The sequence below is a fragment of the Pseudomonas sp. NY15437 genome (assembly GCF_048068435.1).
GTDB classification, from domain to species: Bacteria; Pseudomonadota; Gammaproteobacteria; order Pseudomonadales; family Pseudomonadaceae; genus Pseudomonas; species Pseudomonas nitroreducens_B.
In genome coordinates, this window is sequence record NZ_JBLUQC010000004.1 from 333,843 (window position 1) to 351,232 (window position 17,390).

Annotated in this window: 9 protein-coding genes; 1 reads left to right on the forward strand and 8 read right to left on the reverse strand. The window is 66.8% G+C overall.

Annotated features, from left to right (window positions below; translation table 11 throughout):
• Nucleotides 1–28 precede the first annotated feature (28 nt).
• The 4 genes from mscK to ACNFIA_RS11760 form a co-directional block, all read right to left on the reverse strand.
• Nucleotides 29–3,391: a mechanosensitive channel MscK gene (mscK, locus tag ACNFIA_RS11745; RefSeq protein WP_416784985.1), complete on the reverse strand. Its 3,363-nt coding sequence runs from the start codon at nt 3,389–3,391 to the stop codon at nt 29–31.
• Between the two features lie 84 nt (nt 3,392–3,475).
• On the reverse strand, nt 3,476–5,218 hold the full coding sequence (locus tag ACNFIA_RS11750) for a potassium/proton antiporter (protein WP_259757740.1): 1,743 nt from the start codon (nt 5,216–5,218) through the stop codon (nt 3,476–3,478).
• Nucleotides 5,219–5,318: 100 nt separating this feature from the next.
• A complete protein-coding gene (locus ACNFIA_RS11755) occupies nt 5,319–5,951 on the reverse strand; it encodes a hypothetical protein (RefSeq protein WP_416784987.1) in 633 nt (210 codons plus the stop codon).
• Between the two features lie 228 nt (nt 5,952–6,179).
• Complete coding sequence (locus ACNFIA_RS11760; protein WP_416784989.1) at nt 6,180–7,982, reverse strand: acyl-CoA dehydrogenase; 1,803 nt, start codon at nt 7,980–7,982, stop codon at nt 6,180–6,182.
• A 177-nt stretch (nt 7,983–8,159) separates the two neighbouring features.
• On the opposite strand from ACNFIA_RS11760, the gene ACNFIA_RS11765 reads away from it, so the two are divergent.
• A complete protein-coding gene (locus ACNFIA_RS11765; RefSeq protein ID WP_259757737.1) occupies nt 8,160–8,996 on the forward strand; it encodes a 23S rRNA (adenine(2030)-N(6))-methyltransferase RlmJ in 837 nt (278 codons plus the stop codon).
• A gap of 228 nt (nt 8,997–9,224) precedes the next feature.
• On the opposite strand, the gene msrA is transcribed toward ACNFIA_RS11765, so the two are convergent.
• The 4 genes from msrA to aceE all read right to left on the reverse strand — a co-directional run bounded on the left by msrA (nt 9,225) and on the right by aceE (nt 17,342).
• Nucleotides 9,225–9,872 carry a peptide-methionine (S)-S-oxide reductase MsrA gene (msrA, locus tag ACNFIA_RS11770; RefSeq protein WP_416784991.1) on the reverse strand — a complete coding sequence of 216 codons (648 nt, stop codon included), beginning with the start codon at nt 9,870–9,872 and terminating at the stop codon, nt 9,225–9,227.
• Between the two features lie 132 nt (nt 9,873–10,004).
• Complete coding sequence (locus ACNFIA_RS11775; protein WP_416784993.1) at nt 10,005–12,704, reverse strand: putative bifunctional diguanylate cyclase/phosphodiesterase; 2,700 nt, start codon at nt 12,702–12,704, stop codon at nt 10,005–10,007.
• 319 nt (nt 12,705–13,023) lie between these two features.
• Nucleotides 13,024–14,682 carry a dihydrolipoyllysine-residue acetyltransferase gene (gene aceF, locus ACNFIA_RS11780; protein WP_416784995.1) on the reverse strand — a complete coding sequence of 553 codons (1,659 nt, stop codon included), beginning with the start codon at nt 14,680–14,682 and terminating at the stop codon, nt 13,024–13,026.
• An 11-nt stretch (nt 14,683–14,693) separates the two neighbouring features.
• Entirely contained in the window at nt 14,694–17,342 is a 2,649-nt protein-coding gene (gene aceE, locus ACNFIA_RS11785; RefSeq protein WP_259757731.1) for a pyruvate dehydrogenase (acetyl-transferring), homodimeric type, read from the reverse strand.
• Between the last annotated feature and the right edge of the window lie 48 nt (nt 17,343–17,390).

The following is a 17,390-nucleotide window of genomic DNA, read 5'->3' on the forward strand; positions in this document are numbered from 1 at the left end:
GCTCGGACTTGTCCGCGGGCGTCCACCCTCAGGCCTTGTCGCCGCTGGGCTTGTCGTCCTTCGCTGCGGAGAGTTTCACCGGCGTGGCGGCGCTTTGCGGCTGGCCGACGATGACCTGGGTTTCCTGCCCCTGGAAGTTCTTCAGGAACACGTCGACCTGGTTGAAGGCCATGTCGATGCCGGCGTCGCGGAAGGCCAGGGCGATGCGCGTGAGGGTTTCGTCCACGGCCGGGTTGCGGTCGCCCAGCTCGCGTACGTGGAAGCGCAGCTCGTAGTCGAAGGTGCTGGCGCTGATCGTGGTGAAGTACACCACCGGCTCCGGGTCGCGCAGGATGCGGGTGTTGGCGTGGGCGGCGTCGAGCATGATCTTGCGCGCCAGCGGCAGGTCGCTCTCGTAGGCCAGGCCGACCTTGATGGTGACCCGGGTGACGGTGTCGCTCAGCGACCAGTTCACCAACTGGCCGGTGATGAAGGTCTGGTTGGGGACGATGATTTCCTTGCGGTCGAAATCGGTGATGGTGGTGGCGCGGATGCGGATCCGGCTGACGGTGCCGGACAGCGTGCCGATGGTCACCACGTCGCCGATCCGCACCGGGCGCTCGAAGAGGATGATCAGGCCGGACACGAAGTTGGAGAAGATCGCCTGCAGGCCGAAGCCCAGGCCGACCGACAGCGCCGCCACCAGCCATTGCAGCTTGTCCCAGCTCACCCCGAGGGTGGACAGCGCGCTGACGATGCCGACGCCGCTGATGGCGTAGGACAACAGCGTGGTGATGGCGTAGGCGCTGCCCTGGGCCAGGGTCAGGCGCTGCAGCACCAGCACTTCCAGCAGGCCGGGCAGGTTGCGCGCGAGGGCGACGGTGACGGCGGCGATCACCAGGGCCATGAGGAAGTCGCTCAGGCTGATCGGCGTGGTGGACGCGGCGTCGCCGGTGCCGCTGGTGTACTGGTAGAGGGTCACGTTGTCGAGGTAGGACACCACGCTGATCAGGTCGGCCCAGACCCAGTACAGGGTGACCACGAAGCCGATCAGCAGGCCCAGGCGGATCAGGCGCATGGACTGGTCGTTGATCTGCTCGATGCCCAGGGTGGGCTCTTCGATCACCTCGGTGCCCTCGATGCCTTCCTTGGGTGCGTTCTGCCGCTTGCTCAGTGCGCGCTGGTAGGCCAGGCGGCGGGCCGCGACGCCCATGCCGCGGATGAAGGTGGCTTCCACCACCATCCAGAACATCAGCAGGAACAGGCTGTCGATCAGCCGGTCGGTGAGCTTGAGCGCGGTGTAGTAGTAGCCGAAGCCCACGGCGAGGAACAGGGCCACCGGCAGGGCGGTGAAGCCCAGGCCGACGATCATCTTGATCATCGACGGCCGCTCGCTGGACGGGCTGTTGAACAGCAGCTGGGCGAGCAGCCAGGTCATCGCGCCATAGCCGAACAGCACCACGGCGATGCCGATCACGTCATCGGCCAGCGAGGCCGGCGAGTGCTCGGCAACGGTGACCACGGCCACCAGCGCCATCACCACCAGGCCCAGTCGGCGCATGAGCTTGCCGAGGAACTGCACCTGCGCCTGGCTCCAGTGGAAGTGCCGCTCGGCGATGCCGCCCGGGCGCAGGATGCGGTGCGCGGTGTAGAACACCAGCCAGACCTGCGCCATTTCCAGCAGCGCGCTGCCCAGGGTGGCGTTCTGCCCGCGGGCGTCGAGTACCAGGGCGAGGCCGGCGATCGCCAGCGCCAGGGTGCCCGGCAGCGCCAGCAGTACGGCGAGCAGCAGGGCCAGCGGGGTGTGGGCCTGGCTGTCGCGCTTGAAGTGGCCGATGTCGTCGTTCAGCGATTCCAGCTTGTCGTAGAGGAACTTGCGCTTCCACAGCAGCGCGGCGACCAGCAGGAGCAGCGGCAGGAACAGGAACGGCCGGTCGATCAGGCCCTCGCCCAGCTCCTTCACGCCCGAGCCCCAGGGCACCTCGGCCAGCTGGTGGTGCAGCAGGGTCGGGGTCATCTTGAACCAGGACAGGTCCAGCGGGCGGTTGCTGGGAATCCAGAACATCTGCTCGTCGAGGGTCGCGCGCAGGCTGCTGCTGGTTTCCTTGAGCTGCTTCTGGTTCAGCTGCAGGGTGATGGCTTCGTTGAGCAGCGCGTTCAGCTCGTGGTTGAGGCGCTCCATCAGCTCCAGGCGGGTGTCCACCAGCTCGGAGAGGTCCTTGCGCAGCTGCGGGGTCAAGCTTTCCTGGGATTGCTGGGCCAGCAGGTTGTCGATGTAGACCTGGGTGTTGTTGATCTCGTCGCGTTTCTGGTTCAGCTCGAACTGGTACAGGCGCAGGTCGGCGATCTCGTCGGCCAGGTCCTGGTCGGTCTTGATCACCGGCAGCGACTGCTTCTGCTGGTAGAGGATCTTCGACAGCAGCAGGCTGCCGCGCAGTACGTTGATCTGCTCGTCCAGCGCCTGCTCGCCCTGGGTCAGGGTATCGAGCTGCTGCTTGGCTTCGAGGTTGCGCCGGGTCAGGGTGTTGAGACGGTCGGTGGTGCGCAGCAGGTAGTCCGACAGCTTCAGGTTGGCGGCGCTCTGCTGGCTGAGCAGGCTGTCGGTACCGGCGGCCTGGTCGGCGTCCTTGGACAGCTCGGCGACGGTCTTTTCCGACTGCTCGCGGCGCTTGTCGCTGATCATCGCCTGCAGTTCGAGCGTCTCGCGCTCCTCGCGGCCGATACGTTCGGCCAGCAGGTCACGCTGGCTGGAGGCGAGGTCGAGCAGCAGGTTGTTGCCGGCCAGTTGCTGGCGCAGCAGCAGGTTCTGCGCGGTCAGCGCGGCCTGCTCGGCCAGCAGTTCGTTGCGGTGCTCCTCGCCCAGCGGCTTGTTGCCTTCCTTGCCGGCCTTGAGCGCGGTGTTGATGTCGAGCAGGCGTGTCTGGTTCCTGCTCAGGTCGGCCTGGGCGCGCTCGGGGCGGGTCTGCGCGGTGAGGATCTCGCTCTTGGCGTCGATCATCTCCTTCTGCCAGGCGGCCAGCTGGGTGGATTGCTCGTTGAGCAGCATTTCCAGCTGGGTGGCGTTGTAGCCGCCATAGCGCTGGTTGGCGGGCTTGTCGCTGCTGGCCTTGAGGCGATTGAGCGCCTTCTGGTTCTCGCTGATCAGTTTGGGCGCATCGGCCAGGCGACCCTTCAGCTCGCTGAGCTGCTTCTCGCTGTCGGCCTTGGCGGTGAGCAGCTTGAGGGTATTCTCCAGGCTCGCCTTGATCGGCTTGGCGTCGATGTCGGAGAGCTTGCGATCGGCCAGGCCGTCGAGGCTCTGCTGCACCTGCTCGGCGCTGGGCGGGGTGGTGTCGGCGGCCAGCGCGGGCAGGCCGGTGAGCGAGCCGCCCAGGAGGACAGCGGTCAGAAGGGTACGCAGCAGGAATGACATGGTCGCGGTCAGCGGCTCGTGCAAAAAAGTGGAGTGAGGGTAGTGCTGGCGGGCCGGCACCCGCAAGCGGGCACCGGTGGGCGGTCAGAGGAACAGCCCCGGGCCGGGGCGTCCTTCGGGGAATTTGACCCCGACCTTGCGAATCTTGTTCCCGTCCAGGGCGGCCACGGTCCAGGTCAGGCCGTTCCATTCCACCTGGTCGCCAATGATCGCCTGGCCGCCGATTTCGTGGGCGATGAAGCGGCCCAGGTTCTGTTCGCCGTCGACGCCTTCCAGCTTCAGGCCGTAGAGCGAGGCCACGGCGGACAGCTGGGCGTCGCCTTCGAGGACGAAGTCGCCGAAGAAGCGCGCGCTCAGGCCGCGATCCGGCGCCTGGCTGAACAGCTTGCCCAGCGCGGAGAGGTCATGCTCGTGGCCGATCACGCAGAGGATGTCGTCCGCCTCGAGGATGGTACTGCCGGATGGGTGCAGCAGCTGGGTGCCGCGGAACAGCGCGGCGATACGGGTGCCCTCGGGCATCTTCAGCTCGCGCAGGGCGGCGCCGATGCACCACTTTTCCTTGCTCAGGTGGTAGACGAACAGCTCCCACTCGCTGGTCGGGTGGACCTCCAGGCCCGCGCGGGAAATCGGCGCCGGGTCCGGCGGCACCACCACGCGCAGCAGCTTGGCAGCCCAGGGCAGGCTGGTGCCCTGCACCAGCAGCGAGACCAGCACGATGAAGAAGGCCACGTTGAAGAACAGCTGGGCATTGGGCAGCCCGGCCATCAGCGGGAACACCGCGAGGATGATCGGCACCGCGCCGCGCAGGCCGACCCAGGCGATGAAGGCCTTCTCGCGGCCATGGAAGGCGCGGAACGGGAACAGCCCGACCAGCACCGACAGCGGGCGGGCGAAGAGAATCATCCACAGCGCCAGGCCCAGGGCGGGCAGGGCGATGGGCCACAGGTCGTGGGGCGTGACCAGCAGGCCCAGCACCAGGAACATGCCGATCTGCGCCAGCCAGGCCATGCCGTCGAGCATGTGCATGATGCCGTGGCGCGAGCGGATCGGCTGGTTGCCCAGCACCAGGCCGCACAGGTAGATGGCGAGGATGCCGCTGCCGTGCGCGGCGTTGGCCAGGGCGAAGATCAGCAGGCCGCCGCTGATCGCCAGCAGCGGGTAGAGCCCGTTGGCCAGGTGGATGCGGTTGATCACCTGCAGCAGCAGCCAGCCGCCGCCCAGGCCGAGCACCGAGCCGATGCCGAACTCGCGCAGGAAGTGCCAGAGGAAGCTCCAGGACAGGCCGCTCTCGCCATGGGCGAGCATGTCGATCAACGTCACGGTGAGGAACACCGCCATCGGGTCGTTGCTGCCCGATTCGATTTCCAGCGTGGCCGTGACCCGCTCGTTCAGGCCTTTGCCGCCCAGCAGCGAGAACACCGCCGCGGCGTCGGTGGAGCCGACGATGGCGCCGATCAGCAGGCCTTCCATCCAGCTCAGCTTGAACAGCCAGGCTGCGGCGATGCCGGTCAGCCCGGCGGTGATCAGCACCCCCGCGGTGGCCAGCGACAGCGCCGGCCACAGGGCCACGCGGAAGCTCGACACACGGGTGCGCAAGCCGCCGTCCAGCAGGATCACCGCCAGCGCCAGGTTGCCCACCAGGTAGGCCATGGGGTAGTTGGAGAAGCCGATCCCGCCGGGGCCGTCAGTGCCCGCCACCATGCCGACGGCGAGGAAGATGACCAGGATCGGGATGCCCAGCCGCGAGGACAGCGAGCTGACCAGGATGCTCATGCCGATGAGCACCGCAGCGATCAGGAAATAGCTGTTGATGGCCACGGCATCCAAGGTGTCGACCTCCTGGGGAATGGGGGAGTGGCGACGCTACTCAAGGATCAGGATGCAGGCCGCATGCCAATCGATTCTAACCTGCGGATTTACAAGGCTGTCAAAGGTTTGTTGAGGACCGCTCGGTAGCGCTTTCCGGCCACTGCCCGATGCTGGCCCAGGTCGGCACCAGGCTCGGCGACGCCAGCTCGTCGGGCGCCCAGGCAGTCGCCTCGTCCAGGGGCAGGTGCACCGCCTCCAGGCAGGCCTGGCGGTCGCGCTGCAGGGCGGCGCGGGCGCGGGCCACTTCGCCGTTGATGTTGGCTTCCCCCTGCACGGCGCGAACCTGCGTGTGCCACAGGTGGCGGGCGGAACTGCCGGCCACGCCGCAACTGCCCAGCGGGTTGTAGTAGGACGAGCCGAACTGCGCGTAGCCGGCATTGACCAGTGCGTTGAAGTAGCGGCTTTGCGAGGCGACCGACTTGCTGTCGCCGCCACGCAGGAGGGCGACGCCGTCGGCAATCGCCTTGTCGATGTCCTTCAGGTAGTCGTCGGCGTGCTGGAAGGCCTCGCTGTTGCGCTCGCTGAAGATGGGCGCGGTGCGCGGGGAAAGCGCCGCGTCGCGTTGCTTGCCGTCGTCGGTGGAGCCGGTGTTGAACAGCACCAGCGTGCAGCCGAGGGCGACGATGATGGCAAGTAGCGGGAAGAAGAGCTGGAAGCGGCGCAGGAGGGTGGTGCGGGAGAAGGTCGGCATGGCGTAGGTCGTGATGGGATTTTTCGCAGCCGCTATTCAACGGCATCCCTCCAGGGCCACACATTCGGCGGGGTCAGAGATATGAGTGGGAATTTTCCTGCGTTTGCTGTGGTTATCGTCTGCCGTCTTGTGAGTCGGTTCGGACGGAACCCAGCCCCGGCCGCATGGTCATCCGCCGCGCATAAAAAAGCCCCGGACGTGACCGGGGCGCAAAGGGCATGCGGGGGCCTAGAACCAGGCGTCCTGCATGGTGGAACAGGTGTCGTCGCGGCCTTCGAGCAGGGCCAGTTCATGGTGGCAGGAGGGCACTTCCCAGGTCAGGAAGTAGCGTGCCGCCTGCAGCTTGCCGCGATAGAAGTCGACGTCGGCGGCGTTGCCGCGCGCCAGGCCTTCCTCGGCGCGAATGGCCTGCTCCAGCCAGCGCCAGCCGATCACGGCGTGGCCGAAGACCTTCAGGTACAGCGCCGAGTTGGCCAGGCCCTGGGCGACGCGGCCCTGCATCAGGTCGCCGAGCAGGCTCAGGGTGGTCGCCGACAGGCGCGCCATCAGTTGTTCCAGCGGCTCGCGCAGCTTGTCCAGCGACGGGTGCGCGCTGGCGCGCTCGCAGCACTGGCTGATCAGGCGGGTCAGCTGCTTGAGGCCGGCGCCGTTGTTCTGCGCCAGCTTGCGGCCCAGCAGGTCCAGCGACTGGATGCCGTGGGTGCCCTCGTGGATGGGGTTCAGGCGGTTGTCGCGGTAGTACTGCTCCACCGGGTATTCGCGGGTATAGCCGTGGCCGCCGAGGATCTGGATCGCCAGTTCGTTGGCCTTCAGGCAGAACTCCGAGGGCCAGGACTTGACGATCGGGGTGAGCAGGTCGAGCAACTCGTGCGCCTGCCTGCGCTCCTCCTCGGTGGCCAGCGTTTCGCTGTCGTCCACCAGGCGCGCGGCGTACAGGCCGAGGTCGAAGGCGCCTTCGACATACGCCTTCTGGGTCAGCAGCATGCGCCGCACGTCGGTGTGCTGGATGATCGCCACGGGCGCCGAGGTCGGGTCCTTGGCGTCCACCGGGCGGCCCTGCGGGCGTTCGCGGGCGTATTCCAGGGAGTACAGGTAGCCGGCGTAGCCGAGCATGATGGCGCCCATGCCGACGCCGATGCGCGCCTCGTTCATCATCTGGAACATGTAGGCCAGGCCGTGGTGCGGCTTGCCGACCAGGTAGCCGACGCAGTCGCCTTTGTCGCCGAAGTTCAGTGCGGTGGAGGTGGTGCCGCGCCAGCCCATCTTGTGGAACAGGCCGGCCAGGGTCACGTCGTTGCGTGCGCCCAGGGAGCCGTCGGCGTTGACCAGGAACTTGGGCACGATGAACAGGCTGATGCCCTTCACGCCGGGCGGTGCGTCCGGCAGCTTGGCCAGCACCATGTGCACGATGTTGTCCGAGAGCGGGTGGTCGCCGCCGGAGATGAAGATCTTGTTGCCGCGGATCCGGTAGCTGCCGTCGGCGGCCGGCTCCGCGCGGGTGCGGATGTCGGCCAGGGACGAGCCGGCGTGAGGCTCGGTCAGGGCCATGGTGCCGAACCAGCGGCCTTCGATCATCGGCTGGAGGAACAGGCGTTTCTGTTCGTCGCTGCCGAAGGTCTCGATCAGGTGGCTGGCGCCCATGCTGAGCATCGGGTAGGACGAGGTGGCGATGTTGGCCGACTGGAAGTGGGCGAAGCAGGCGCGCGAGAGCAGGTGCGGCAACTGCATGCCGCCCTGTTCGAAGCTGCGCGAGGCGTTCTGGAAGCCGGCCTCGTTGAAGGCGTCCACCGCCGGCTTCACGTCCGGGATGAGCACCGCGCCGCCGTCGACGTACTGCGGTTCGTTCTCGTCGTTCTTGCGGTTGTGCGGGGCGAACAGCTCCTCGGCGATGCCGCGGGCGGTGCCCAGGGCGGCGTCGAAGGTCTCGCGGTTGTGGTCGGCGAAGCGTTCGCGCTGGGTCAGGGCCTCGGCGTCGAGCACTTCGTAGAGTTCGAAGGCGAGGTTGCGGGAGCTGAGCAGGGTCTCGGACATGGATCGGCCTCCATAGGGATCGGCGCAGTCTAGTCTGGTGAATGAAGCGTGCACAGAATCATCCATCAGCGTGATAAAGGGCCAAAAGGCCCGGCCTCCCGGCAGTCCCTGGCGACGGCGGACTCGCCCCGCACCCGCCCCAGGACCTAAACTGCGCGCCTTGAGGAGCCGCTATCGATGAACTACCGCCACGCCTACCACGCCGGCAACCACGCCGACGTGCTGAAACACATCGTCCTTGCCCGCCTCTTCGCGCTGATGGCGCGCAAGGACACGCCCTTCGCCTACCTCGACAGCCATTCCGGCATCGGCCTGTACGACCTGCTGGGCGATGAAGCCAGCCGCACCGGGGAGTGGGAATCGGGCATCGGCCGCCTGGTCGGCCGCGATGACCTGCCCGAGCTGCTGCAGGACTACCTGGGCGTGGTGAGCGCACTGAACCCCGACGGCGGCCTGGAGTTCTACCCCGGATCGCCGGAGCTGGCGCGGCGCCTGACCCGCCCGCAGGACCGCGTGCTGCTCAACGAGCTGCACCCCGAGGACGGCCGCTTGCTCAAGGCTAACATGGCCGGTGAGCGGCGCATCTCGGTGCATCAGGGCGATGGCTGGCTGCTGCCCCGTGCCTTCCTGCCGGTGGCGGAGAAGCGCGGCGTGTTGCTGATCGACCCGCCGTTCGAACAGCCGGACGACCTGGAACGCTGCGTCACGGCGCTGGACGAGGCCATCGGCCGCATGCGCCAGACCGTGGTCGCCATCTGGTACCCGATCAAGGACCGGCGCCAGCTCAAGCGCTTCTACCAGCGCCTGGAGAAGAGCAGCGCGCCGAAGCTGCTGCGGGTGGAGCTGTGCGTGCATCCGGCCGACACCGCTGACCGCCTGAACGGCTCCGGGCTGGTCATCGCCAACCCGCCGTGGCCGCTGGACGAGGAGCTGCGCGGGTTGTTGCCCTGGCTGGCGCAGACGCTGGCGCAGAGCGAAGGCAGCGGCCAGGTGGACTGGCTGATCGCCGAATGAAAAAAGCCCCGGCACGTGCCGGGGCTTTTCCTGTGGCTTTCGTAGGAGCGGATTTATCCGCGATAGGCTTGGCGCGGGGCTCGGCCAATCGCGGACGGAGTCCGCTCCTACGCAGCCGGTAGGCACGGTGTTCCCTGTAGGAGCGGGCCATGCCCGCGATCACGCCCGCAGGGCGCCAGCCTCGCAGCGGGGCTGTTCGCGAGCAGGCTCGCTCCTACACGAGCACACTTACGCCGGCAGGCAGACGCCCGTGCCGCCCAGGCCACAGTAGCCGTTGGGGTTCTTCGCCAGGTACTGCTGGTGGTAGGCCTCGGCGTAGTAGAACGGCGGCACCTCGCGGATTTCCGTGGTGATCTCGCCGTAGCCCTTGGCGCTGAGTTCCTTCTGGAACGCCTCGCGGCTGGCGTCGATGGCGGCTTTCTGCGCCTGGTCGAACCAGTAGAGCACCGAGCGGTACTGGGTGCCGGTGTCGTTGCCCTGACGCATGCCCTGGGTCGGGTCGTGGGATTCCCAGAACACCTTCAGCAGGGCTTCGATGCTGGTCTCCCGCGGGTCATACGCCACCAGCACCACTTCGCTGTGGCCGGTCAGGCCGGAGCAGACTTCGTCGTAGGTCGGGTTCGGCGTGTAGCCGCCTGCATAGCCCACCGCGGTGACCCACACGCCCGGCTGTTGCCAGAAGCGCCGTTCGGCGCCCCAGAAGCAACCCAGGCCGACCACGATCTGCTGCACGCCGGCGGGGAAGGGCGCGGTCAGCGGGCGGCCATTGACGTAATGCGCTTCAGGCACCGGCATCGGGATTTCGCGCCCCGGCAGGGCCTGGGCGGAGCTGGGCAGTTCCAGCTTGTGGGCAAGTATTTGCGAGCGCAGGGTCATGGCATTCGTCTCCTCACGAAAGGGGCGGCAATAGACTCGGGTACTCGCCGAAGATTACAGCGTTTGTTTTGCTTTGCGGGATGTTTGATCGCGCCGGTGCAATTGGCTGCGGGCACGCCGCGCCAGGGCGCCTCAGTGCGGGCGGCAGGGGTAGCGCTGCAGGCTGGAGGAAAGGTCGTGGCTGGGGATGGGCTTGTCGAACAGGTAGCCCTGGCCGATGTCGCAGCGGTTGCGCCGCAGGAAGGCCAGCTGGGCGGCGGTCTCGACGCCTTCGGCGACCACCTGCAGCTTGAGGTTGTGGGCCATGGCGATCACCGCGGAAGTGATCTCCATGTCGTCCTGGTTGTCCGGGATGTCCTTGATGAAGCTGCGATCGATCTTGATCACGTCGATGGGGAATTTCTTCAGGTAGCTCAGCGACGAGTAGCCGGTGCCGAAGTCGTCCATGGCCAGGGTCAGGCCGAGATTCTTCAGGCGCTCCAGCTGCTGGCGGGTGTCGTCGGTGGCGTCCAGCAGCAGGCTTTCGGTGAGCTCCAGTTCCAGCTGCGAGGCGGGGATGCTTTCCTCGTGGAGGATGGCGGCGATGGAGCCGACCAGGTCCGGGTCGCTGAACTGCTTGGGCGACAGGTTGATCGCCATGTGCAGCTCGCCCAGGCCCTTGGCGGCCAGTTCGCGCACCTGGCGGCAGGCCTGGCGGATCACCCATTTGCCGATGGGGATGATCAGCCCGGTTTCCTCGGCGACGCTGATGAACTGGTCCGGGCGGATCATGCCCTTCTCCGGGTGCTGCCAGCGCAGCAGCGCTTCGAGGCCGAGCAGTGCGCCGCTGCGCAGGCACAGCTTGGGCTGGTAGTGCACCGCCAGTTCGTCCTGCACCAGGGCGCGGCGCAGGTTGCTCTCGACGAACAGCTTGTAGCTCGCCTCGGCGGTCATCGCCTCGGTGAAGGTCTGCACCTGGTGCTTGCCGTTGGCCTTGGCCTTGTGCAGCGCCAGGCCCGCGTGCTTCATCAGGGTCTGCGGGTCCTGCCCGTGCTGCGGCGCGTAGGCGATGCCCACCGAGCCGGTGATGCTGATCAGCTGGTTGTCGACGAACAGCGGCTTGTCGAGCACATCGAGGATCTGCGCGGCGACCTTCTCGCCACGGCCGGCCACCGATTCCTCCAGCAGCACGGCGAATTCGTTGCTGGCGAAGCGCGCCAGGGTGGCGCTGTCGCTCAGGCTGCTGCGCAGGCGCCGGGCGAGGTTGGCCAGCAGCTTGTCGCCGGTCTGGTGGCCGAGGCTGTCGTTGATCCGCTTGAAGTTGTCGATGTCCACCAGCAGCAGGCTCAGCGAGTGTTCGCTGCCCACCTGCAGGCGTTCTTCCAGGGCGTTGATGAAGAAGTGCCGGTTGGCCAGCCCCGTGAGGTTGTCGCGGTAGGCGAGCTTCTCGATGTGCTGCTGGGCCAGCTTGCTCTGGGTGATGTCTTCGTAGATGCCGATGTAGTGGGTCAGCTCGCCCTTGTCGTCGTAGACCTTGGACAGCGACAGCTGGCCCCAGTAGGGCTCGAGGTTCTTGCGCCGGCTACGGAACTCGCCCTGCCAGCTGTTCTGCGTGACCAGGGTGGAGCGCGCGTCGAACAGCAGCTCGCTCAAGTTGGCCAATGCCGGCAGCTCCGGCAGGCGGCGGCCGCGCACTTCATCGGCGCCGTACTGGGTGATCGCGGTGAAGCTCGGGTTGACGTACTCCACCAGGCCGTCGCGATCGATCAGCAGGAAGGCGCTGGCGCTCTGCTCGACCGCGCGCTGGAACAGGTGCAGGGCGCTGGAGACGTTACGCCGCTCGTGGTTCATCAGCACCTGGGCGTACTGGTCGGCCAGCTCGCCGGCGAAGGCGATCTCGTCGCTCTGCCACATGCGCACCTCGCCGACGTGTTCCAGGCAGAGCACCCCGACCACTTCGCCGCCGACGCGGATGGTGGCGTCGAGCATGGCGCTGATGCCTTGCGGGCGCAGGTAACGCTTGGCCAACTCCTGGGTGCGCGGGTCCTGCTGGGCGTTGTGGGCATCGATGGCGCGGCCGCTGTGCACCGCGTCGAGGTAGTTGGGGAAGTGGCTGGCGTCGATGTCCTGGGGCTTTTCGTACTGGTCGATGTCGCGGCGGTAGATTGTCACCGCCTCCAGGCGATGGTCCGGATGCAGCCGCCAGATGCCGGCGCGGGCCACGTCGTAGGCCTCGCAGGCGGCCTGGGCGATCAGCTGCGCGGCTTCGAGCAGCGGGTCGCTGGACAGGTAACGGTGCCGCGCCAGGCGCACGATCAGGTTCTGCTGGGTCCGCGAGCGCACCAGGTGCTGCAGGTGTTCGTCCTGGGAGCGCTGGTACATCTCCAGGGACATCTTCAGGCGGATGTTCTGCGCTTCCAGGTCCAGCAGGCGCGGGTCCAGCTCGGTGTCCTGCTCGTCGCCCTCGGTCTGCAGCAGGTAGCCGTGAAGCAGCTGGCGGCCGTGCTGCTGGAAGCTCTCGCCGACCTCCAGCACGTTGAGCGTGCCGCGTGGCGAGTGGAGCAGGTAGCGCACCCGGTAACGGCCGTCCTTGAGGAGTTGCTGCTGCACCTGCTCATGCAGGCGATGGCGCGCTTCGGGCTCCATCAGGCTGGCGTAGGGGGCGTCGAGGATGCCGCAGAGGTCGTGGGCCGGCACGCCGATCTGGCGTTCGCAGCCGGGGTCGAGGAACAGCAGGGTCCAGCTGGGCTCGTTCAGGCGCTCGAAGCGCAGCATCCCGAGCCTCGAAGGGACGGGAAGCTGCGTGACAACCTCGGCCGCCTGACGGCTGGCGGCATCGGGATGACTCTTCATGCGCGGTGGATTTCCAGGGTGCTGGACGAGGTACATGGCCTCGCCCGACTTCTATGGGCGTTGGCAAGATTTGCATGAGGCACGGGGCCATGACAAGCCAAGACTGTATCGGCCGTCACGGTGCGAAGTTGAGCCAGGGGCGGGAGCGCGGCGTAACCGCCGGTCCGGCAAAAAAGAAGCCCCGCCATCCGGCAGGGCTGGAGAGAACGAGCGTGGCGTGCTCGTCGAGAGGAAGGGTAGGCGGACCTACCCCTTACAACACGTGGAAAGGGCCTGCGGTCTGCTGTGCGTCCGCGTAGCAGGACCGTAGGCCATTCCCTTACAGCAACAGCGTGCGGATATCGCCCAGCAGGTCGGACAGGCGCTTGGTGTAGCGCGCGGCGGCCGCCCCGTTGATCACGCGGTGATCGTAGGACAGCGACAGCGGCAGCATCAGGCGCGGCTGGAAGGCCTTGCCGTCCCACACCGGCTGCATGGTGGCCTTGCTGACACCCAGGATCGCCACTTCCGGCGCGTTGACGATCGGCGTGAAGCCGGTGCCGCCAATGTGGCCGAGGCTGGAGATGGTGAAGCAGGCGCCCTGCATGGCGTCGGCGGAGAGCTTCTTGGTGCGCGCTTTCTCGGCCAGTTCGGCGGCTTCGGCGGCGAGCTGCAGGAGGCTCTTCTGGTCGACGTTCTTGATCACCGGCACCAGCAGGCCGTCCGGCGTATCCACGGCGAAACCGATGTGCACGTACTTCTTGCGGATCAGCGCCTTGCCACTGGGGGCCAGGGAGCTGTTGAAGTCCGGCATTTCCTTGAGCAGGTGGGCGCAGGCCTTGAGCAGGATCGGCAGCACGGTCAGCTTGACGCCGGCCTTCTCCGCAACGGCTTTCTGGGCCACGCGGAAGGCTTCCATCTCGGTGATGTCGGCCGAGTCGAACTGGGTCACGTGCGGCACGTTCAGCCAGCTGCGATGCAGGTTGGCGGCGCCGACCTGCATCAGGCGGGTCATGGCCACTTCTTCCACGTCGCCGAACTTGCTGAAGTCGACTTCCGGGATCGGCGGGATGCCCGCGCCACCGGTAGCGCCAGCCGGCGCGCCGGACTTGGCGCGTTGCAGTTGTTCTTTCACGAACGCCTGCACGTCTTCCTTGAGGATACGGCCCTTCGGACCGGTGCCTTTCACCTCGGACAGCTCGACGCCGAACTCGCGGGCGACCATGCGCACCGCGGGGCCTGCGTGAACCTTGGCGCCGTCGCGGCTCGGCGCACCCACCGGGGCGGCTTCCGCAGCCTTGGCCGGGGCCGGGGCCGCCGGGGCCGGCGCGGCAGCAGGAGCAGCAGCGGCCGGAGCCGGTGCGGCAGCCGGTGCCTCAGCCGCGGCCGGGGCGGCGGCGCCCGCGACCTTGAGCTTGAGGATCAGGTCGCCGGTGCCGACTTCGTCACCGACCTTGATCGACACGCTCTCCACCACGCCGGAGGCCGGCGAGGGGATTTCCATGCTCGCCTTGTCCGATTCCAGGGTGATCAGCGACTGGTCGGCTTCGACCGTGTCGCCGGCTTTCACCATGACTTCGATGACATTCGCCTTGCCGGCGGAGCCGATGTCCGGGACATGGATGTCCTGGACGCTGGCGCCAGCGGCGGGTGCGGCAGCCGGGGCCGGGGCCGGGGCCGGGGCAGCGGCCGGAGCCTCTGCCTTCGGTGCTTCGGCGGCCGGAGCCGGTGCTTCGGCCTTGGGCGCTTCGGCGGCGGCCGAACCACCCTCGACTTCCAGCTCGAGGATCTCGTCGCCTTCCTTCAGGGTGTCGCCCACCTTGACCTTCAGGCTCTTCACCACGCCGGCCTTCGGCGAGGGGATCTCCATGCTGGCCTTGTCGGATTCCAGCGTCAGCAGGCTCTGGTCGGCCTCGACGGTGTCGCCGACCTTGACCAGCAGTTCGATGACTTCACCCTGACCATTGCCGATGTCGGGTACACGAATCAGTTCGCTCATCGTGCCTCTCCTCAGCAGTCCAGCGGATTACGTTTTTCGGGATCGATGCCGAACTTGGCAATGGCCTCGGCCACCACCTTGGGTTCGATATCGCCACGATCGGCCAGGGCTTCCAGCGCGGCCAGCACGACCCAGTGACGGTCCACTTCGAAGAAGTCGCGCAGCTTGCGGCGGCTGTCGCTGCGGCCGAAGCCGTCGGTGCCCAGCACCTTGTACTCCTTGCTCGGCACCCACTGGCGGATCTGCTCGGCGTAGAGCTTCATGTAGTCGGTGGAGGCGATCACCGGGCCCTTGCGGCCGGAGAGGCACTCTTCGACGTAGCTCTGCTTGGGCTTCTGGCCCGGGTGCAGGCGGTTCCAGCGCTCCACGGCGAGGCCGTCGCGGCGCAGTTCGTTGAAGCTGGGTACCGACCAGACATCGGCGCCGATGCCGAAGTCTTCGCGCAGGATCTTCGCGGCGGCTTCGACTTCGCGCAGGATGGTGCCCGAGCCCAGCAGCTGCACATGATGCGCGGCGTCCTTCTTGTCCTCATCGAGCAGGTACATGCCCTTGATGATGCCTTCCTCTGCGCCCTTGGGCATGGCCGGCTGGACGTAGTTCTCGTTCATCACGGTGATGTAGTAGAAGATGTCCTGCTGCTCTTCGATCATCTGGCGCGAGCCTTCGCGGATGATCACCGCCAGCTCGTAGGCGTAGGTCGGATCGTAGGTGCGGCAGTTCGGGATGGTCGCCGCCAGCAGGTGGCTGTGACCGTCTTCGTGCTGCAGGCCTTCACCGTTCAGGGTGGTGCGGCCGGCGGTGCCGCCGATCAGGAAACCGTGCGCGCGGCTGTCGCCGGCGGCCCAGGCCAGGTCGCCAATGCGCTGGAAGCCGAACATCGAGTAGAAGATGTAGAACGGCAGCATCGGCTGGTTGTGCGTGGAGTACGAGGTACCCGCGGCGATCCAGCTGGACATGGCGCCGGCTTCGTTGATGCCTTCCTCGAGGATCTGACCTTTCTTGTCCTCGCGGTAGAACATCACCTGGTCTTTATCCACCGGCTCGTACAGCTGGCCGACGGAGGAGTAGATACCCAGCTGGCGGAACATGCCTTCCATACCGAAAGTACGGGCTTCGTCCGGCACGATCGGGACGATGCGCGGGCCGAGTTCCTTGTCCTTGACCAGCTGCGAGATGATCCGCACGAAGGCCATGGTGGTGGAGATTTCACGGTCGCCCGAGCCGTCGAGCATGGCCTTGAGGGTATCCAGCGGCGGAACCGGGACCTTGAAGCTCTTCTCGCGGCGAACCGGCATCACGCCGCCCAGCGCGGCACGGCGCGAGGCCAGGTACTTGGCTTCGGCGCTGCCTTCCTCGGGGCGGTAGAACGGCAGGTTTTCCAGGTCGGCATCCTTGATCGGGATGTCGAACTTGTCGCGGAACGACTTCAGGGACTCGACGTCGACCTTCTTGACGTTGTGCGCGATGTTCTTCGCTTCGCCCGAGCCGGTGCCGTAGCCCTTGATGGTCTTGGCCAGGATGACGGTCGGCTGGCCCTTGTGGTTGACCGCCTGGTGGTAGGCCGCATAGACCTTGTAGGGGTCGTGGCCGCCACGGTTGAGCTTCCAGATCTCTTCGTCGGAGAGGTCCTTGACCATCTCCAGCAGCTCGGGACGCGCGCCGAAGAAGTGCTCGCGCACGTAGGCGCCGTCCTTGGCCTTGTAGTTCTGGTACTCGCCGTCGATGACCTCGTCCATGCGCTGCTGCAGCAGGCCGGCGGTGTCCTTGGCGAACAGCGGATCCCAGAAGCGACCCCAGACCACCTTGTTGACGTTCCACTCGGCGCCACGGAACACGCCTTCGAGTTCCTGGATGATCTTGCCGTTGCCGCGAACCGGGCCGTCGAGGCGCTGCAGGTTGCAGTTGATGACGAAGATCAGGTTGTCCAGCTTCTCGCGGCCGGCCAGGGAGATCGCGCCCAGGGATTCGGGCTCGTCGCACTCGCCGTCACCCATGAAGCACCAGACCTTCTGCTTGCCGGCGGGGATGAAGCCGCGGCTTTCCAGGTACTTCATGAAGCGCGCCTGGTAGATCGCCTGGATCGGGCCCAGACCCATGGACACGGTCGGGAACTGCCAGAAGTCCGGCATCAGCCAGGGGTGCGGGTAGGAAGACAGGCCATTGCCGTCCACTTCCTGGCGGAAGTTGTTCAGCTGGTCTTCGGTGATGCGGCCTTCGAGGAAGGCGCGGGCGTAGACGCCGGGGGAGGCGTGGCCCTGGAAGAACACCAAGTCGCCGCCGTGTTCGTCGGTCGGGGCCTGGAAGAAGTAGTTGAAGCCAACGTCGTACAGGGTCGCCGAGGAGGCGAAGGAGGAGATGTGGCCACCCAGATCCGGGTCGTTCTTGTTGGCCTTCATCACCATCGCCAGGGCGTTCCAGCGCACCAGGGAGCGGATGCGGCGTTCCATGAACAGGTCGCCGGGCATGCGCGCTTCGTGGGTGACGGGGATGGTGTTGCGATAGGGCGTGGTGATGGCGTAGGGCAGTTGGGTGCCGGACCGGCTGGCCAGCTCGCCCATGCGGGTCATCAGGTAATGGGCGCGGTCTTCACCTTCACGGTCCAGGACCGATTCCAGGGCGTCCAGCCATTCCTGGGTTTCGACGGGATCGAGGTCTTGCATGGCTTGCTCCAGGGCGGAAAGGCTTCCAGAATCGGAAGCCAGTAGATC